3 protein-coding genes (1 of these 3 only partly in view) are annotated in these 21,153 nt (G+C 70.6%); all 3 read right to left on the bottom strand.

Features of this window, described 5'->3' with window-relative positions; translation table 11 throughout:
• Positions 1 to 25 precede the first annotated feature (25 nt).
• Tightly spaced (each overlapping or abutting the next), the 3 genes in view from fabD to AB0I77_RS14705 form a layout consistent with a single transcriptional unit that may run on beyond the window.
• On the bottom strand, positions 26 to 1,105 hold the full coding sequence (gene fabD, locus AB0I77_RS14715) for an ACP S-malonyltransferase (RefSeq protein ID WP_363282906.1): 1,080 nt from the start codon (positions 1,103 to 1,105) through the stop codon (positions 26 to 28).
• Entirely contained in the window at positions 1,102 to 10,374 is a 9,273-nt protein-coding gene (locus tag AB0I77_RS14710; protein ID WP_363282905.1) for an SDR family NAD(P)-dependent oxidoreductase, read from the bottom strand. Before AB0I77_RS14710 ends, fabD begins: the two co-directional genes overlap by 4 nt.
• On the bottom strand, positions 10,375 to 21,153 hold the 3' portion of the coding sequence (locus AB0I77_RS14705) for an SDR family NAD(P)-dependent oxidoreductase (RefSeq protein WP_363282904.1). 6,750 nt of this gene lie beyond the right edge of the window; the window shows 10,779 of its 17,529 coding nt (coding positions 6,751-17,529); its start codon lies off the right edge, out of view — the gene reads right to left on this strand; the stop codon is at positions 10,375 to 10,377.

Below are 21,153 nucleotides of genomic sequence, written 5' to 3'. Positions count from 1 at the left end.
AAATTCCCCCCTTTGGCGCGCCACATCAGTTGGCAGACTCGATCTCAGTCAGGTCAAAGTATCCGCGATAACCGATCATGTACACCGCCGCCCGGTGGCCGAATAACACCGTAGCCGGTGTGGCGGTCTCCAGGTCCTGGTATTCGCCGATCTTCGACCGGACCCGGGTGCCGACCGGATGGCGCTCGTTCCACTGCCGCACCAACTCCTGTGCGGACAGGGGCGGCTGGGCCACGACGGGCTGCCGCGGCGGTGGGTGCGGCGACTCTCGGCGGATCTTGTTGATCAGTTTCGTCAGGACGTTGCCGTGCCCCAACTCCTCGAACTCCATCTCGCCTAGGCCGAGCAGGTGCTGCACACTGTCCGACCAGCGCACCGCGCTGGTCAGTTGATCGGCCAGGAGCTCCTTGATCCGGTGCTCCTCGTAAGGGCGGGCGGTCACGTTCGAGATGACCGGAACCTTCTGTGCGGAGAATGTCACGGTCTCCAGGAACCGCGTGAACTCCCGGCGCGCCGGCTCCATGTACCGGGAGTGGAAGGCGCCACTGGTGTTCAGCGGGGCGAACAGGTGATTGCCCGACTGGAAAAGCGGCCGGGCCGCCTTGATGTCCTCGGGCAGCCCCGAAATCACTGTCTGGGACGCGGAGTTGAAGTTCGCCAGATCGATCGACCCGAGGCCGTTGTCGTCGAGGATGGTCCGGATCTCCTGCGCCGACGCGTTGAGCACGGCCGCCATCGCGCCCTTTGGCGCCTGGGCCATCAGCTCACCCCGCTTGCGCACCAGCCGCAGTCCGGTCTCGAAGCTGAAGCACTCGGCCGCCAGCAGGGCGTTGAACTCGCCGAGGCTGTGCCCGGCGAGGAAGTCCGGCGCCCGCTCCGATTCCTGCAACTTCTTGTAGTACGACAGCGCGTTGACGACGTAGAGAGCCGGCTGGGTGAACTCGGTCCGGTTCAGCCGGTTGTCCGAGTCCTCGAGGCACAGTGCCTTGATGGAGTAGCCCAGGATGGAGTCGGCCGCCCGGGTGAGCGACTCGAACTCGTCGAACAGACTGCCCCCCATTGTCTTCTTCTGTGATCCCTGGCCAGGGAAAACGAACGTCTTCACGCCAAGTCCTCTCTGTTCTTGCCACCATCGGGGCGTGTGTGCGTATTCACCGGGTCCGGATTCGGCCGCTTGGCGCGGCGGCGCCCCACCCACTTCTTGGCGTTCGTGATCCGGTTCTTCTCCCGGCCGCTGGAGTAGAACACCTTGCAGAAGGCGCGAATGGCTGACAGCGAAGACTCGTCGCTGAGCATCAGGAAGTGGTTCGACGAGTCGACATCGGTCCGGTGGAAGTCGGGGAACCGCTTCTCCCATTCCCCCCAGTATTCGACGTGGTCCAACGCCTTGCCGTCGTCCTGGGTGGACAGCACCGGCTCGAGATCACCGTAGAAGAGACCGCTGCCGTTACGGAAGTAGAAGCATGTCACCGACTCGGGGCGGGGCAGCGGCTCCACCTCGTAGTCCAGCACCTGATACGCCTCCAGGACGCGGATGTTCTGCTCGATGCGTTCGCGCACCGCCTCCGCCGGCCCGATCAGGCCCCGCTGCCGGGCGAGCGGGATCAACTCGTCCAGCAGGGCGTCGGCGTCGCGGCTCAGATCCACCTCGTAGCCCGCGATGAACGGCGCGGGCGCGTCCGCGGACCTGGACCCGGCCTGCAGCAGCGCGTTCACCAGCTGCAGGATCATGTCCTTGCGCGACATGGTCCTGTCCTTGACCTCGTCGCCGTACATCGTGTCCAGCATGGTGATCGTCTCGACGGCGCAATCCTCCTCCTGCAACTGCCGCGCGACCTCGTAGGCCAACATTCCGCCGAGCGAGTATCCGCCCAGGTCGTACGGGCCCTCCGGCTGGACGGCCCGGATGATGGCGGCGTAGTGGGCCGCCATCGCACGGATGCCCGTCAACGGTTCGCTGTCGGTCATCCAACCCCGGGACTGAATGCCGTAGAAGGGCCGCTCGACACTGTCGGCGATGGCGCCGTACGCCTCGACGCCGCCGAGCCCGCCGTGGAACCAGAAGACCGGCCTGCCCCGGCTGCTGCCGTTGAGATGCACGACCTCCGGCATCTCACCCGGTGCCTCGGGACCCGATCGGGGCCCGGTCTCGAACCGGCGCACCAGGTCCCGCGTCGACCGGCACTCGGCCAGCTCCCGCAGGCTCGCCCCGGGGGCGAACCGCTGGACCCGTTGCAGCAGTTGGGTCCCCAGGATGGAGCTGAAGCCGAGGTCTTCCAGTGGCCTGTCGAGGTCGAGGTCCGCGGCGGGCAGGCCGAGCAGGTCGGCGACGAGGGCCGCGATCCCGTCCGGTGCGGGGCGCGGCGCCGGTTCCGGAGCGTCCATGGGTGGCGTCACGGCCGCTGTCCCGTCCGCCCGGCCGGGGTTGACCCAGTGCCGCTGTCTGTCGAAGGGGTAGGTGGGCAGCGCCTGCACCACCCTGCGAACCCCGCCCGCGCCCGGGACGCGGTCCCAGGGCACCTCTCCTCCCCGAGCCCAGAACAGGGCGACGCCCTCCGGCCGGTTCTCGACGAGGAGCTGCTGGAGGAGCGCGTCACCGGCCGACCCGGTCAGCAGCGCGCCGACGTCCGCACCGTCGCGCCTGGTGTCGCCGGTGAAGAGCGGGATCGGCGCCGTCTGTGCCGCGTCGTCCCGCAGATAGTGCTCCAGGCCCTCGACGACTTGCTTCACGTGCTCGGCGACCAGGGCCAACCGGTGTTCCATGGCCTCGCGTCCGCTCTGGAGCGTGTACGCGAGATCGGCGAGGGACACCCCGTCGTGCGTCCTCACGAAGTCCAGCACCCGGCGGGCGTGGACCCGCAGCCGGTCCGCGGTGCGGGCCGAGAGGACCACGATCCGCGGCGCCGTCACGTCCTCGGCGGGTACCGGCCTGTCGGCTTCGGGGAGGTGCTCCTCGACGACCAGGTGCGCGTTGGTCCCACCCGCCCCGAAGGCGCTGATGGTCGCGCGCCTCGGGTACTCCCGTCGCACCCCGTCGATCTCGACCACGGGCCGGTCCCACCGAGTGGCCTGCTCCGGCAGGTAGAACGCGGTCCCGCCGAACTCCAGGCCGGGGTTGAGCCTGCCGCGCCGCAGCGGCGGGGTGAGCTCGCCGTGCCGCATCTGCAGGGCGACCTTGCTGAGTTGGGCGACGCCCGACGCCGCTTCGAGGTTGCCGAGCGTGGACTTGACCGTCCCCAAGGCGCAGAACCCCTCGTCCGGCGTGTGCCTGCCGAAGACGTTCTTGAGCGCCGCGAACTCGATGGCGTCGCCCAGCGACGAGCCGTTGGCGGATGCCTCGACGTAGCTGACGGTGCGTGGGTGCACCCCTGCCCTGCGCAGGTTCTCCTCCACCAGTTCTTCCTGCTGCTCGACGCTGGGCACCATGGGGCCGTTCGTGCGGCCCTTGTGGTTCACCGCGCTCGACCTGATCACCGCCAGGACCTCGTCCCCGTCGCTGACGGCACGGGACAGGGGCTTGAGCAGGACGGAGCCGACGCCTTCCGCGGGGACGAACCCGTCGCCGTCGAGGAACGCCCTGCTGTCCGGGCTGCTGCCCATCAGGCCCGTCATGCGCAGGCCCAGGTACTTCTTGGGGTGGAGCGAGAGGTTGACCCCGCCCACGATCATCAGCTCGCTGCCGCCCCGGCGCAGTTCCTCGCACGCCATGTGGATGGCCACCAGCGACGAGGAGCACGTGGTGTCGACCGCCATGCTCGGCCCTCGAAGGTCGAAGAAGTGCGAGACGCGGTTCGCGACGGCGCTGCCGGACACCACCGACGTGATGGACTCGTGGACGACGTCGGACGACAGCAATTGGTACTGCTGGTACATGGTGCCGACGTAGACCCCGACCCGGCCGCCGTGCCTGATCCGCAGCCTCTCCCGCGTGTACCCGGAGCTTTCCAGCAGCGTCCACACGCACTCGAGGAACAGCCGGGTCTGCGGGTCCATGATCGCTGCCTCGCTGGGCGCGACGTTGAACAACAGCGCGTCGAAGTCGGCGACGGAGTCGAGGAAGCCGCCCCACTGGGGGACTTCGCCCGGCTCGCCGGTGACCCGCGCCTGGTCCCAGCGGTCCGCGGGCACCTCCGTGACGCCGTCGCGGGCGGTGACCAGGTTCTCCCACAGCTCGCCCAGGTCTGCGGCCCCGGGGTAGCGGCCCGCGAGTCCGATGACCGCGATCGCCTCGTCGTCGCGGGGTTCGGCCGGACGTAAGAGGTGTTCGGGGAGCTCGGGCGCGGTGTGCGCCTGCACGGGCGGTGCCGCGGCCGGCTGCTCCGGTTCGGCACCGATGCCCAGGACCGACCGCAGCGCGTCCGTGTGCGCGGCGAGGAGGTATCGGCCGAGGTCGTCGATGCACTGGTGCTCGAACAGCAGCGTCTTGGGCAGCGAGCCGAAGTCGGCTTCCAGCCGGTCGGTGATGGTCAACGCCAGCACCGAGTCGATGCCGTACCGCTCGAAGGGCGCGGCCGCGTCGAGGCGGTGCGCCGGGACCTGGATGGCCTCCGAGATGACGGTGCGCAGGTACCCGACCACTTTGGGGTGAGCGGCGCCGCGATCGGCGGCGGCGCGATCGGCGGCGGCGCGATCGGCGGCGGCGCGATCGGCGGCGGCGCGATCGGCGGCGGCGCGATCGGCGGCGGCGTGAGGACGTTCCGCGGTCGGGAGCGCGGGTACCCGCTCCGGCCGTGGGTCCTCGCGCAGCACCGTCTGCCTGATCCTCGTGGCGTCGCCCGCGATGACCAGGACCTGGGTGTGGGCGGCGTCGAGGGCCGCGTAGAGCGCCTGGATGCCCATCGCGGTCGGCATGGGCGTCATGCCCAGCCGCTCGCGCATCACCGACTCGGTGTGCTCGTCGACGCGCATCCCGCCCTCGGCCCACAACGGCCAGTCGACGGACACGCCGGCCCCCGACCGCAGTCCCTGCTCCACGAGGCCGCGCCGGTGGTGCGCGAAGGCGTCCAGGAAGGCGTTGGCGGCGGCGTAGTCGGCCTGGCCGGTGTTGCCGAAAACTCCGGCCGCGGCCGAGAACGTGACGAAGAAGTCCAGCGGAAGGTCCTTGCTGGCCTCGTCCAGGTTCACCACGCCCGCCGCCTTCGGCGCGAGGACCTCGCGGCACTCCTGCGGCGTCTTCCGCCCGACGAAGTTGTCCTTGACGACCCCGGCGCCGTGGATGACACCGTGCAGGGCGCCGTGGTCCCGGACGATCCCGTCGACCAGGGCCTTGACGGCCGCGGCGTCGCTGACGTCGACGCGGGAGTGGCGCACGTCCGCCCCCTGCCCCCGCCACTGCGCGAGGAGCGCTTCCTGCTCCGGGCGCAGCGGTGACCGGCCCGCCAGGACGATGGTGACGTTCCCGGCCTCGGCGACCATGTCCGCCACGACGAGCGTGCCGATGCCCCCGAGTCCGCCCGTGACCAGGTAGACGCCACCGCTCTTCCACGGGACCCGTCGCTCCGGCGGCGCCTTGTGCTCGGCCCAGGTCAGCGCCTCGACCTCGGCACCGCGGAAGCGGACGCAGTCGCCGTCGGCGCGCCGGCCGCCCGCGACCACCTGGGAGACCAGGTGGTCGGCGCTGTCGCCCGCGTCGACGAGTACGGCTTGGATCAGCAGGGCGGGGTCCTCCGCCCGCGCGGACTTCAGCAGTCCGAGCAGGCCCAGCGCCAGTGCCGGGTCACCGTCCTCCGGGACGACGAGCTGCACCAGCACGGGCTGCCGCCCCGAGCCGGGCAGGACGCGCTGGACGTGGTCGAGCGCCTGGACGACGTATTCGGTGAACCGCTCCGCCGTCCCGATCTCGGCGGAGGTCAGGCGCAGCACCTCGACGGACGGGCACCGGGCCTCGAACGCGTCGGCCAGCTCGGGCATGTCGCACAGCAGCACGACATGCCGCGAGGGCTCCGTCTCCGCGGCGACCTGCGCTGTCCTCTCCCACACGGGGAGGAAGGTGACACACGTGTCGCCGGGTGCCTCGTCGAGAACGCGGTAGGAAATGCCCTTCACTCGGGCGCGCACCGAGCCCTGCTCGTCGCAGAGGTCGATGTCGAGCTTGAAGACCCTGCCGTCCTTCACCGTGCCCGGGCTGTAGCGGATCCACGCCCACATGTTCTGCGTGCACGGGCCGAGGATCTCCAGCTCGTCCAGTGCGAACGGCAGCGACGGTTTCATCCCGGAGACGTCCAGGGCGGACTCCCGCGCGGACGCCGCCCCCATGCCCAGGGAACCCTGCAGCATCGAGTCGAGCAGGCTGGGGTGCAGCACGAACGCGTCCAGGGTGTCGCGCACCGAGGCGGGCTGCGACAGCCGCACCAGGACCTCGTCCCGGCCGATGTGCAGGCGCTCGACACCGCGGTGTGCGGGGCCGTACTCGAAGCCGATGCGCTCGTACAGCGGGTACAGCTGCGCGGCGTCGAGTTCGGCGCGGTCGCACGCGGCCCTGACGCGCTCGACGTCGAGCGTGGCCGGGATGCCGGACTTCCGGATCACCTGTCCTCGGCTGTGCACGACTGCGTCCGCGCCGGTGATCGCGAAGTCGAACTCGTCCTGGTTGGCGGGGGTGAGCGTCGTGGCGAGCGCCACCGGGTTGCCACCGACCACCACGGGGCGCGCCCACACGACGTTGCGCAGCGTGATCCCCGGCAAGTCCCGGTCCGGCTCGGCCAGTTCGGCGGCCGCCCTGGCCATCTCCAGGCAGGCGACGCCCGGCAGGACCTTCTGCCCCTTCACCACATGATCGGTGAGGAAGTACTCGCGGCCGGTGAACGTGGACTCGTAGCGTTGCGAACGGAGAGTCGAGGCGTTGACGTACAGCAGCGGATGCGGTGCCGACGTCGGTCCGAGCACCGTCGAGCGCCGTGCCGTAGGCACCCAGTAGCGGTCACGCGCGAACGGGTAGGTCGGCAGCGGCACCCGCGTGGGCCGCTGCCCGGCGAACAGCCCCGCGTAGTCGAGGTCGTAGCCCTGCGCGTAGAGGTCGGCGACCGTCGACAGCAGCTCGGTACGGGGTTCGGCATCGGTGGCCGACACCGACCGGTGGACGCAGTCGTTGCCGAAGCCCTTCAGCGAGGCCCGCTCGCCCTGCCGCTCGGCGGGCTCGCCGACGTGCACGTGCGGGCTCCCTCCGGTGGCCAGCCACTGCCGCAGCGCGTGGACGACCTCGTCCTGGTCGCGCGCCACGCAGGCCAGGCGGTGCGGGAGGTGCTTGCGCCCGAGCAGCAGGGTGAAGCTCACGTCGCCCAGGTCGAGCCCGGGGTGCGCCACGCAGTGCGCGACCAGCCGTTCGGCCTGCTCGCGCAGCTGCTCCGCGGTGTCCGCGGACAACGTGACGAGGTGGGCCGGGTACGCGGCCGCGCGGTGGGCTCGGTGCGGTGCCTCTTCGATCACCATGTGGGCGTTGGTCCCGCTGACGCCGAACGAGCTGACGGCGGCACGGCGCTGCCCGTCCGTGCCCGCCTCCCAGGGGCGGTCCGCCGTGTTGACGTAGAAAGGGCTGTCGGTGAAGTCGATGTGGGAGTTCCCCACTTCGAAGTTGATCGAGGGCGGGATGCGCCGGTGCCGCAGCGCGAGCAGGATCTTGATGACCCCGGCGACCCCGGCGGCGGTGGTGGTGTGCCCGAGGTTGGACTTGATGGAGCCCAGCGCGCAGAACTCCCGTCGGTCGGTGTAGCGGCCGAAGGCCCGCTTCAGCGCGTGGTACTCGATGGGGTCGCCGAGCTTGGTGCCCGTGCCGTGCGCCTCGACCAGCTGAATGCCCGCGGGGTCGATCCCGAACGCGTCGTAGACGGAAGTCTCCAGGCGTTCCTGGGACTTGGCGCTCGGCGCGGTGATGCCGTTGGACGCACCGTCCTGGTTGATCCCGGAACCGCTGATGACGCCGTGGATGTGGTCCCCGTCCGCGAGGGCGTCGCCGAGCCTCTTGAGAAGGACCACCCCGACGCCCTCGCCCGGCACGAACCCGTCGGCGCGGTCGTCGAAGGTGTGGCAGCGACCGCTCGGGGAGAGCATTCCCGCCTGGCCCGCGAGCCGGTAGAACTGCGGCGTGCACTGGACAGAGACCCCACCCGCGAGTGCCATCTCCGTCTCACCGCCCCAAAGTCCCTGGCAGGCAAGGTGGATGGCGACCAGCGAGCTGGAGCACGCGGTGTCCACAGCGACCGCAGGGCCCTGCAGGTCGAGGTGGTAGGAGATGCGCGCGGGCAGGGCCGAGAGCGCGTTGCCCCACATGGCCGGCGCCGGGACCTCGTCGCCGAAGAGCGCGGTGTACCCGCTGTCCTGGCAGCCGACGTACACCCCGCAGCGCCTGCCCCGGGTGGCGGACCCGGCGTAGCCCGCGTCCTCCAGCGTCTTCCACGCCTCTTCGAGGAACACGCGCTGCTGGGGGTCCATGTAGGTGGCCTCGACCCCGGAGAGGTTGAAGAAGGCCGGGTCGAACCGGTCGTGGTCGTCGATGAAGCTGCCGTGTCCGCACACCGGGGCACCCGCGGGCGGGTCCGGCAGCTGCCAGCGGGTGACCTCCTCGACGAGGTCGTCCCCTCGCACCAGGTGCTCCCACAGCTCCTCGACGTCGGGCGAGCCGCCGAACCTGCCGCTCATGCCGACGATCGCGATCGGTTCCCGGTCCCCGCCGGGCGCCCGCACGGCCTCCGTCGGGGCGGCGCCGACCAGAACCGGAACCGCACCGCCGGAGTCCGCGCCGACCGGTGCGCGCTCTGACGGGAGCGTCTCGGGCTCGACGGTGGCGGTCACCGGCCCTACCGGCAGCGAGGCGACGGCCTGCGCCCGGTGCTCGTCGAGGATGTGCCCCGTCAGCTGCCGGACCGAGGGGTGGTCGAACAGGTCGGTGGTGGCCAGGTCGACGCCGAGCCGCTCGTTGATCTCGTGGATCAGCCGGACACCGAGGATGGAGTCGACGCCGTAGTCCATGAAGGCGTCGTCGGCGTCGATCCGGGCCCTGTCGACCTTGAGGGCCTGTGCGAGCTGGTCGAAGACGACGTCCTTGACGTGCTGCTCCAGCGCGTCGTCGGACACCGACGCCCCACGCGCGGAGCTCTCCCGCCGTGGCGCGGGTCGCGCCGCTCCAGCGGCCTGAGGGCTCTTGTCATCCTGCTGGGCATCGGTTTCGTGCTCGGCCTCCTGCCGGATCAAGCCGTCGCTCTGCGCGGCGAGGATCTGGTACCCGAGGTCGTGCAGGCCCGCCGCCGGGAACGACACGGGGTCGAAGCCCTCGTCCTCGAGCACCTCCGACCAGGACTGCGGGGACAGGCCCGGGCAGCCCGGGAGGCGTAACTCGGCGTCCTCGTACAGCCACCACCCCGTCAGCAGGCCGAACGTCAGGTGGGTGAAAAGCGAGTTGGCCGATATCTCGTTGGCGAGCAGAACGCCGTTCTCCTTGAGCGCCGCCTTCGCGTTGCGCAGCGTCCTGCGGATGTCCCGCGTGGCGTGCAGGACGTTCGTGGCCAGCACGAGGTCGAAGCTGCCGAGCGTGACGCCCTGGGCGGCCGGTGGCTTCTCGATATCGAGCAGACGGTAGTCCAGGTACGGGTAGCTCGGTCCGTACTCCTGCTCGGCATGCATGAGGAACGACCGCGACAAGTCGGTGTAGCAGTAGGTCTCCACGTGGGACGCGAACGGCTCCAGCCGTTGGAAGACCTTCAGGCTGCCGCCGCCCGTGCCCGCACCGATCTCGAGGATCCTGATCCGGGCCTGTCGGTCGCTGTGCACTATGGCGCGCACGACTGCGGCCGCGGTGTCGGCCAGGACACCGTTGAACACGTCGGTGACGGGGTTGCCCTTGTAGATCCCCTCGACCAGCTCCAACGAGGAGTTGGGGAACAGGACATCGGTGGCGGGAACGGCGCCGGTGAGGATCCGCGGCAGTGCCCGGAGCGTGGCGTCGAGGAGCACGACCTGAGCGCGCAGGTCCGCGTGGCGGGCCCAACGCGCGCTCCGTGCCTCCCATTCCGCCCACAGGTCACGGCTGTTCTCCGCGCCGCTCGGTCGCGGGTGGGCCGAATCGCCGTGGAGGTGACCGCGCGTCAGGAGCTGTCGCACCGATTCGCGGACCCAGCGGCGCAACTCCTCACCGACGGGGAGCCCCGCGATCGCCTCGTCGAGCGCGGGAGCGTCGCCGCCCGCGAACAGTCCGGCGCTGCGCAACTGACCGAGCAGGAGCCGGCTGAGCAGGTCCTCGTCGATGAGCGCGTCCGCGTCCCCGGGAGTCGCGGTGAGGGGGACATCCGCGCCGGCCGCGATGTCCCGGCACAGCCGGGCCAGTGGCACCGGGGTGCCGGTCCGGGCCGTGGTGATGGTCTCGTTGCGGGTTATGCTCCACATTTACGCGATCCCCCCCTTGTCCTTGACCAAGCCGAGTTGGTCGAATCCCCCGCCGAGAAGAACGTCGAGAGCGGACATGCCGTCGGCGGGTGCGATCGAGCCCGCTCCCGCCCTGCCCATGCGCTCTTGGTACTCGGGGGTGGCGACGACGCCGACACTACCCCAGTAGCCCCAGTTCATGATCTTGGCAGGGATCGACGCGGTCCCGGCCAGGCTGTGTGCGTAGGAGTCCTCAAACACCGAGCCGGCAACGTAGTTGCTCTGTCCGGGCGCCTTCATGAACGAGTTCATCGAGGAGAAGAACAGCATGAAGTCCAGAGGCTCACCCCCGAACACCTGCGTCATCCGCACGCTGACGTCGATCTTGGCCATGACGGCCGCGCGGAAGCGTTCCTCGTCCATCCGCTCGATGCTCTGGTCCTGGAGGACGATCGCGGAGTGGACCACACCGTGAACAACCGCGTGGCTCCGCTTGATGTGCTCGTAGGCGCGCTGCAGCGACTGTCGATCGGCCGCGTCGGCTCGCACGTATCGGGGCGTGGGTCCCAACTCCCCCATCCTGCGCAGCTTTTCGCGGATCGAGGCGTCCTCCTCCCGCCTGCCGATCCAGACGACGTGGGCGCCGTAGGTGCGGATCAGGTGTTCCGTCCATGCCTCGCCGATACCACCGGCACCGCCGATCACGACGTAGGTGCCTCCTTGGCGGTACACCGGACGGCCCGGGGACTCCTGGGACGTGCCCTGCAGTGGTACGAGTACCTGCCGGTACCAACGCTTCCGGCGTCGCGCCCAGATGCTGCCGCGTTCGACCTGGGGCAGGGCCCAAATCTCCGCCAGCGGCGGGTCGTTCACGTCCTCCAGGTCGACCAGCCGGACGTTCCAGCCGGGGTACTCCTTGGCCGCGGAGCCCATCAGGCCGTGCACACCGGAGTGGGTCGGGTCCACGGTGTCGCCCCGCCGCGCCCGCTGGCTGCGTTCCGTCAGGACGGTCACCTCGAGCGGGCGCTTGCCGTACCCCGAGCGCAGCAATGCCTTCAGCGTACGGAAGCACGCGTAGAGGCCGCCTTCCTGCGCCTCGACCAGTGCGTCGTCGACTCCTCCCGCGACCTCGGCCGGGGCCGGGGCCGGGGCCGGGGCCCAGATGATGTGGTCGATCGGGCCGTCCTGCGCCGGGAGTCTTTCCGCAAGCGTCTCCACGGTGTCGGCGGCGCCGACGTGGAACCGCTCGGCGCCGGGCAGACCGGAGCGGATCCGCTCCCACTGCTCGTTCCCGCCGATCACGACGACCCGGCCGGACGGGGTGGTCGGGACCACCGGTTCGGGCCTGGACACCACGTCCCAGACGGGCTTCAGCAGGACGTTCGTGCCCGAGGTGGTGTCCTCGGCCACAGGCTTCACCACAGGCGTGGCGGCGGGGGCCTCGGCAGTCAGGCCGGGCCAGTAGCGCTCACGCGCGAAGGGGTAGGCGGGCAGCGGTACGCGGCGGGGGTTGCCCTGCGGGTAGAGGAGGGTCCAGTCGACCGAAGTTCCCCGAACCCAGCGGTCCGCGAGTTCCTCGCCCGCCGCGGTGGTCATGGTCAACACACCGCCCGCGGGTACGACCAGCTCCTTCCCGGCGGCGGACGCGTCCTTGACCCGGCGGGTCCTGACCCGGCCGGTGAACAGGTCTTCCGCCGGGCCACCCGCGAGGTACCGCGTCACCTTCTCCACGAACTCCCCGCGCGTCGCGGCGACGAAGGCCAGCCGCCACGTCATCGGTTCACGCCCTGTCTGGAGTGAGTACGCCAAGTTCCGCAAGGGCACGGACGGGTGCGCTTCAACGTGGTCCTTCATCCGCTCGGCGACGGTCCTGAGCTGCTCCTCGCCCTTCGCCGACAGGACGAAGACCGACGTCCCGGCGGTCACCGCCTGCTCGGTGTCCTCGTCACCGCGGTCGTACTCCTCCAGCACCAGGTGGGCGTTCGTGCCGCTGAAGCCGAAGGAACTCACGGCAGCGCGACGGGTCTCGCCGGAGCCCACCTGCCACGGCGCCAACTCGGTGTTGACGTAGAACGGCGACTTCTCGAAGTCGAAGTGCTCGTTGGGGGAGTTGAAGTGCAGCGTCGGCACCAGCTGCTTGTGCTTCATGCAGAGCAGCGTCTTCTGGAGGGCGGCCACACCCGCGGCCGCCGACGTGTGCCCCACGTTGCTCTTGACCGAACCGATGGCGCAGTAGCCGACCTTGTCGGTCCGCTCCCGGTATACCGAGGCCAAGGCCTCCAGTTCGATGGGGTCGCCGAGTTTGGTGCCCGTTCCGTGCATCTCGACGTAGCTGATGCCACCGGGGTCCACGCCGTACCGCTCGTACACGTCGTGCTGGAGTTCCCGCTGGCTGGCGGCGTTCGGTGCGGTGATGCCGTTGGTCCGCCCGTCCTGGTTGATGCCGGAGCCGGTGATGATGCCGTGGATGCTGTCCCCGTCGCGCTCGGCGTCCACGAGCCGCTTGAGGACGAGCGCGCCCACGCCCTCGCCCGGCACGAACCCGTCGGCGGTGTTGTCGAAGGTCTTGCACCTGCCGTCCGGCGCCAGCATCCCCGCACCGCACATGCTGATGTAGGACTCCGCGGTCAGGTAGAGGGTGACTCCGCCCACCAGCGCCATGTCGATCTCACCGCTGCGCAGTGCCTGGGCCGCGAGGTGGGTGCCGACGAGCGAGGACGAGCAGGCCGTGTCGAGGGCGATGGCCGGGCCCTTGAGGTTGAGGATGTAGGCGATGCGCGCGGCCGTGATGGCGTTGCTGTTGCTGGTGGCCGAACTCGCGTCGCCGCCCTGCTCCCGCATGAGCGCGCTGTACTCGTTGCTCATGATCCCCAGGTAGACGCCGCACTTCTGCCCGCTCAGCGCCTGGACGTTGTACCCCGCGTCCTCGAACGCGTGGTAGGCCTCCTGCAGGAAGAGGCGCTGCTGCGGGTCCATCGCCTCGGCCTCGGCCGGCGGGATGCCGAAGAACAGCGGGTCGAAGACGTCGACGTCGTCGAGCAGCCCCATCCACTTGCAGTAGACCTTGCCGGGCTGGTTCGGCCTCGGGTCGTAGTACTGGGCGACGTCCCACCGGGATTCCGGGATCTCCCGAACGCAGTCGCGCCCTTTCGCGAGGTTGTCCCAGTAGTCGTCCAGGTTGTCGGCGAGCGGGTACTTGCCCGCCATGCCCACGACGGCGATCGCGTCAGCGCGGGCGGCGGGCCGGGTCCGCGCGGGCGCGGGGACCACGACGGGTTCCGGCTCCACCACCGACTCGCGCGACTCGCGCGCGGGGACCGGCTCGTGGACGGGGGCCGGAGCGGGCACGGCGACCTGAGCGGGCACGACGGCTTGAGCAGGCACGGCGGCAGGGGTCGTCAGCCCGTGGGGCTGCACGGGGGCGCCTGTCTTTCCGACCTCCGCGACGACGCGGGCGGCGAGTTCAGGGACAGACGGGTAGTCGTAGAGCTTGGTGGCCTGGAGGGTGATGCCGTACTGCTTGTTGATCGCCTTGATCCACTCCACGCCGACGATCGAGTCCAGACCGAATTCGGTGAAGTTGCGGTCCAGGTCAAGCTCGCCCACCGACAGGTACAGGGCCTCGGCGAGGCTGCTGAGGAGTTCGGCCCGCACCTGATCCTCGTCGAGGGCGGGTTCCCCCTCGTCGACGACCGCGACCGGCTCCTCGACGACATCGTCCGCCGTCGTCTCCGCGGGCTGCTCGACCCGGACCTGCGGCCGCTCCTGAGCGGTGGGCAGCAAGGTCTTGAGGTGAGCGGCCAGCCCGGTGACGGTGGGTGTGTCGTAGAGCCTGGTGGCCTGCAGGGTGATGCCGTACCGCTTGTTGACGGCCTTGATCCACTCCACGCCGACGATGGAGTCCAGGCCGAGGTCGGTGAAGTTCACCTCCGGGTCGACCTCCTCCTCGGCCAGGTACAGGGCCTGGGCGAGGAGCGTGGTCAGCTCCGCGACGAGCGTCTCCTCGTCCGGGCTCGGGACCGGAGCCTCCGGTCGGGCCGGGGCGCGTTCGGTGGTCCTGTCGGGGATCGCGTCCGCGGCGGTGAGGGTCACGGACGGCGCGGGACGCCGCACGGGCGCTTGCACCTCGACCGTCTTGGGGCTCCGCACCGCGCCGCTGAGCGGTGCGAGACCGATGCCCCGTGGTTTCGACGCCACGGCCGCGCCCATGGACGGCGTGGTGCGGGCCGGCTCGGCCGCCTTCGCCTTCGGTGCCTCCTCCGCCACCGCGGAAGGCTTGGGCACGGCACGCGGCGGGGTGTCGTCCACCGCGCTCTCCGGACGGGTGCTCCCCGGGAACCAGGACCGCTTGCGCGCGAAGGGGTAGGTCGGCAGCGCGACGCGGCGCGGCGGGGTCGCGTAGCAGCTGCGCCAGTCGAGGCTCAGCCCATTGACCCACAGCTCCAGGAGTTTGCCGAGCTTGCGCTTGCGGAGCCAGGCGTCGACGACACCGGTCAGATCCTCGTCCTCGAACAGCGACGACACGGCGGCCGTCGAGCGCTGGGCCTTGCCCCGGTACAGCCCGGCGGCCTCGCCGCCCTCGACGTGGGCGCGCAGCCCGGCGAGGAACTCCGACACGGAGCCGGCGATGAACGCCAGCCGCTCGTCCATGTGTTCACGTCCCACCTGCAACGTGAACGCGATGTCGGGCAGGTCGGCGTCGATGATCTGTTCCTCGTCGGCCCAGTCGAGCAGCCGCTGGGCGTACGCCCGCAGCTGTTCGGCGGTCCTCGCGGACACGACCACGACGGACGACAGCGGGTCCGCCGTCGGTTCCGGGGCGGGCCTGTCCGCCGGGACGTACTCCGACACGATGACGTGCGAGTTCGAGCCGCCGGCGCCGAAGGACGAGATGCCCGCGATGCGCGGGTACTCCCGTGTCTCGCCGTCGGCCGTGGTGACCGTCGGCCGCTTCCACTCCGCGGACTCGCGCTGCACCTGGAAGGGCGTCTCGGCGAAGTCGATATGCGGGTTGAGCACTTCCGCGTGCAGCGACGGCACCAGCCTGCGGTGCTGGAGCTGCAACAGGACCTTGGTCAGCGCGGAGATCCCCGCCGCGCTCTCGCAGTGCCCGATGTTGCTCTTCACCGAGCCGATCGCGCAGAACTGGCGGTCGTCGGTGTGCCGTGCGAACGCCTTGGTCAGGCCGGCGATCTCGATGGGGTCACCGAGTTCGGTCCCGGTGCCGTGCGCCTCGACGTAGCTCACGGTGCGGGCGTCGACACCCGCCTTGTCCAGGGCGGACGCGATCGTGGCGGCCTGGGCGTTGGGGTTGGGGACCGTGTAACCGTTGGTCCTGCCCCCGTGGTTGACCGCGGTGGACTTGATGACCCCGTAGATCCGGTCGTTGTCGGCGATGGCCCGGTCGAGCGGCTTGAGCAGTACGGCGCCCACGCCCTCTCCCGGCACGTAGCCGTCACCGCCGCTGCCGAAGCTCTCGCACATCCCCCTGCTCGACGCGAACCCGGTCTGCCCGAGTAGCAGGTACTTGGCGGGGTGCAGCGACAGGTTGACACCGCCCGCGACCGCCACCTCGCAGTCGCCGAGCCGCAAGCTCTGGCACGCCAGGTGCAGTGCCGTCAGCGACGACGAGCACATCGTCTTCACCGTGACGCTCGGCCCGTGCCAGTCGCAGAAGTACGAGACACGGTTGGCGATCGAGGCCGAGTTGCCCGGTATCACCTGGGCGCGGTCCGGCCCCTGCTGGCCGGCCCCGTAGAGCTGGTACTCGTCGTACATCACACCCACGAATAGGCCGACGTTGCCGTCGACGCCGTTCGAGCGGTACTCGCGCAGGGCCTGCCGCGTGTACCCGGCGTCCTGAAGCGTCTCGTACACGCACTCCAGGAACAGGCGCTCCTGAGGGTCGACCACCTCCGCCTCGCGGGGCGAGATGTTGAAGAACTGGGGGTCGAACCGGTCGACGTCGTCGAGGAACCCGCCCCACTTGCAGTACGTCTTGCCCGGCTTCGAGCCGTCCGGGTCGAGGTAGAGGCTGTGGTCCCAACGGTCGTGGGGGACCTCGATGATGCTGTCCCTGCCCTCGGACAGGTTGCGCCAGAACTCGCGCAGGTTGCCGGCCTGCGGGTAGCGCCCGCCAAGGCCGATGATCGCGATGTCGGCGGCGGGCGGAACGGCAGCCGCCGACCCGACCGGCGCCGCAACGGCCGCGGGCGAAGTGGCCGCGGGCACCGTGGTGACCGCCGTCCGCGGTGCGGGCTCGGACGCCGGCGTCCCGGTCGCGGCCGTGGTGGCGTCGGCCCTCAGCAGCTCCCGCAAGCGGGCCTCGTGCACGGCGAGGAAGTACCCGGCCAGGGCCGTGATGTTCTGGTACTCGAAGAAGAGCGTCTTCGGCAGGCGCCCGAAGACCTCCTCCAGCCTGGCGGTCATGGTCAGCGCCATCACGGAGTCGATGCCGTAGCGCTCCATCGGGAGGTCGGCCTCGATGCGCTGCCACGGCACCTTCAGGGCCGTCGCGAGCAGCGACTTGATGTAGTTCACCGCCGCCGGTTCCAGGCCGTCGTCCTGCGGCGTCGGTGTTGCCGTCCTGCTCTCGGCGCTCATAGGTCGCATGTCTTCCCTCGGGTGCTGTGCCTTGAGTGCGCTTCGGAAGGCCGCCACGTCCCCCGCGACGACGAGCACTTGGTGGTGGCTCGTCCGCAGGCATCGCGCGAAGGCTTCGAGTCCCGCCTCGCGGCGCAGCGGGGTGATCCCGAAGCGCTCGCGGAGAGTCGCCTCGCTGGTGGCGTCGGGACGCATCCCGCCCTCGGCCCACAGCGACCAGTTGATGGACACCGTGCGGCCGCGACGCGCGCCGAGAGCCCCCAGATGCTGCCGGTACTCGGCGTAGGCGTCCATGAACGCGTTCGCGGTCGCGTAGTCGGCCTGGCCCATGTTTCCGGTCACCGCGGCACCGGAGGAGAACATCACGAAGAAGTCGAGGTCCACGTCCCGGGTCGCCTCATCCAGGTTGACCGTGCCGCTCACCTTGGGCGGCAGTACGCGGGTGAACTCCTCGCCGGACTTCTTGAGGATGAAGTTGTCCTCCCTCACCCCCGCGCTGTGGAGGATGCCGTCGAGGCGCCCCGCGTCACGCAGGGTGGCGGCGACCAGAGCCTCGACGCCGACCCGATCGGTGACGTCGAGCCGCGTGTAGGACGCCCGCGCCCCCGACGCCCGCAGCTCCGCCAGGAACCGGCGCGACCGCTCGGTCTCGGGAGAGCGACCGGTCAGCACGAGGGTGACATCGTCGACCTGCCCGGCGATCTCCTCGGCGAAGATGCGTCCGAGGCCACCGAGGCCGCCGGTGATCAGGTAGACACCCCCGGTCCGCCACGGGGAACGGGGCCGGTCCGCCGCGGGTTCCTCGTCCCACACGACCACTTCGCGCCGCCCACCCCGGTACCGGACCCTCGCATCCTCGGGGCGCAGCCGCTCGGCCGCGAGACGTGCCCGCAGGGCGGCCACGTCGCCGTAGTCGTCCACGATGACCACCTGCCCCGAGATCCCCGGGTTCTCCTGGCGCGCGCTCCACACCAACGCGCCGAGGCCCGACAGGGCCGTCGCCTCCGGCCGGTCCGGCACCACGACCTGCACGAGCGTCTCGGCCCGCGGCCTGTCGCGCAGGATCGCCTTCGTCTTTTCGAAGACCTGCAGCGCGTAGTCGGCGTAGCGGCCGTCATCAGTGGTCGCCCGCGAGGTGAGGACCAGCACCTCGCACTTCGGGTCCGAGGCCATCGCGTCCGCGAGGCCCCCTTGTTCCACGCAGACCAGCACGTGCTGCGGACCACCCGTGCTCCGCGCGGGTTTCGGCAGCTCGTGCTTCTGCCAGCGCGGGAACAGCAGGATGCCTTTCTCCTCCGCCGCGCCGCCGGCCGCGGCCCGGACCGAGAAGCCCCTCATCCGCACGTGGACGCGACCCGTGTCGTCGCAGAGGTCGAGGTCCAGGCGGCGGGCAGACCCGTCGGACGGCCCGTCCACGTCCTCGCGGACCCAGACCCACATGGTGCGCTCCAGGGGACGGAGCACCTCGACGCGTTCCACAGCGAACGGCAGCAGGGGACGTGAGGTTCCCGCGGCGTTCCACAGCACTCCCATCGCGGCCTGCAGGGCCGCGTCCGTGAGCCCCGGGTGCAGCAGGTAGCCGTCCGGGATCGGCTGCGCGGTGGCGGGCAGCACGAGACGTGCCAGTGCCTGGCCGTCGCCGACCAGGATCCGTTCGACGCAGCGGAACGAGTCGCCGTACTCGATGCCTGCGGCCTCGAACGCGGCGTAGACCTGCGCGGCGTCCAGCTCGCGGGCGCCGCACTCGCCGCGGAGCCGGGCAAGGTCGATGTGGTCCACCGCGGCTTCCGCGAGCGGGACGACCGAGCCCTCGCTGTGGACGGCCGGAGCCGTGGCCTCGCCGTCGGCGTCCGACACCGGTGCGAAGACCTCGAAGTGCGTGGTCCGCGCGTCGTCCCGGCGCAGGGTGATGTGCAGATCGCGAGGCCGGTCGCCCACCTGGAAGGGCCGGGACCAGACCACGCCGGTCAGCGCCAGCCCCGTGGGCGGCGTCGCTCCCGAGGCGTCGGCCACCGCCGCCAACGCCAGCTCCAGGTACGCCGCGCCCGGCAGGACCTTCTGGCCCCGCACGCGGTGGCCGGCGAGGAAGTCTTCCTCGCCGGTGAACGTCGAGGTGTAGCGCTGCGCCGCGAACCCGGACGTGTTGCGGTGCAGCAGCGGATGCAGCACCGCGGTCGACGTGCTCGTCGCACGCGCCTTCGGCTCGACCCAGTACCGCTCCTTGGCGAAGGGGTACGTCGGCAACGGCAGGCGGAGGGGCGCGGGGCCCGCGTGGAGCGCGAGCCAGTCGACGGCGCAGCCGTCGACCCACGCCTCCGCGAGCCGCTGGAGATCCTTGTCCGCGGTCCATGTCCGCACGAGCGCCTGCTGCCGCTCGTCGTCCTCCTGGCGGGCCGACTGGTCCGGTGTCACGCGTCCGCGTACGAGCGCGCCGTCGTCCGCCCGCTCCAGATGCGCCCTGAGCCCGCGCACGACCTCCGGCAGAGAGTCCGCCAGGAACGCCAGTCGCTCTTCCATCGCCTCCCGGCCCACCTGGAGCGTGTGAGCCAGGCGCGCCAGGTCGGGCCGGGGCTCGTCCTCGACGAACGCGAGCAGCCTCTCGACCAGGTCGTCCAGCTGTTCCCCGGTCCTCGCGGACAGGGCGATGACGACGGGCCCGGACGCGGCGGGGGAGCTGCTCGCCCCGGTGCGGTACTCCTCCAGCACGACATGGGCGTTGGTCCCGCTGAACCCGAACGAGCTGACAGCGGCGCGCCGCGGCCGGGCACCGGACGGCGTCTCCCACGGCTCGGGGGCCGTGACGACGCGGAAGGGCGAGTTCTCGAAGTCGAAGTGCTCGTTGGGCGAGTCGAAGTTGAGGGACGGCGCCAGTGTGCCGTGGCGCATGCTCAGCAGTACCTTGTGCACGCCCGCGACCCCGGCGGCCTCGGATGTGTGCCCGATGTTGCTCTTCACCGACCCGATGGCGCAGGACCGCGTGGAGACCTCCGACTCGCCGTACACGGTGCCCAGCGCGGAGAGCTCGATCGGGTCGCCCAGCTTCGTGCCCGTGCCGTGCATTTCGACGTAGTCGATGGTCGCCGGGTCGATGCCGTGGCGGTCGTAGACCGTGCGGACGAGTTCCGTCTGACTGGCGGCGCTCGGCGCCGTGATCCCGTTCGTCCTGCCGTCCTGGTTGATGCCGGACGCCGCGACGACACCGTGCACGTGGTCGCGGTCGGCCTCGGCGTCGCTGAGGCGCTTGAGCACCAGGGCGCCGACCCCCTCACCCGGCACGAACCCGTCGGCGCCGTTGTCGAACGACCTGCACCGCCCCTCCGGGGAGAGCATCCCCGCCTGGCACATGCCGACGTAGGTGTCGGGGAGCAGATACAGCGAGACACCACCGACGAGCGCCATGTCGATCTCACCGCTCAGCAGCGCCTGCCGGGCGAGGTGCAGCGCGACCAGCGAGGACGAGCAGGCCGTGTCGACGGCGACGGCCGGGCCCTTGAGGTTGAGGAAGTAGGCGATGCGCGAGGCGGCGATGGCGTTGCTGCCGCTCGTCGCGGACGCGGACACCCCGTTGTCCCCGAATACCAGGAAGCTGTACTCGCTGCCGCTTATGCCCAGGTAGACGCCGCACTTCTTGGCGGCGAGGGACTGTGGGTCGTACCCCGCGTCCTCGAACGCCCGGTAGGCCTCCTGGAGGAACAGCCGGTGCTGCGGGTCGATCCCTTCGGCCTCCAGCGGGGAGATGTTGAAGAACAGCGGGTCGAAGCGGTCGGCGTCCGCCAGGTACCCCATCCACTTCGAGTACGTCTTGCCCTCCTGGCCTGGCCGGGGGTCGTAGTACCGCGAGACGTCCCAGCGCGACGGCGGGACCTCGGTCACGCAGTCGCGGCCGCCGCGGAGGTTGTCCCAGTAGGCGTGGAGGTCCGCCGCTTCGGGGTAGCGCCCGGACATCCCGACCACGGCCACCTTGTCGCCGGCCCGGGTGGCGGGCGCCGGTTCGTCCGCCACCGGCGCGATGTGCGCGACCGGTGCGGTGACCGCAACCGGTGCGGTGACCGCGGCCGGTTCGGTGACCGCGGCCGGCGTGGCCGCTGCGGACACGGCCGCCGGCTGCACCAGCGTCACCAGGAAGTCGGTGAGCCTGCGCACCGTGGGGTGGTCGTACAGCTGTGTCGCCGTGAGCGACGTCCCGTAATTCTTGTT

It is taken from the genome of Streptomyces sp. NPDC050619 (assembly GCF_040654815.1).
Lineage (GTDB): Bacteria > Actinomycetota > Actinomycetes > Streptomycetales > Streptomycetaceae > Streptomyces.
The sequence above is the reverse complement of the archived record's forward strand: the minus strand, read 5'-3'. Positions and strand labels throughout refer to the sequence as shown.

Coding starts and splice junctions, on each gene's coding strand:
- AB0I77_RS14710 (WP_363282905.1), bottom strand. CDS start 10,374: ATGTGGAGCATAACCCGCAACGAGACCATCACCACGGCCCGGACCGGC.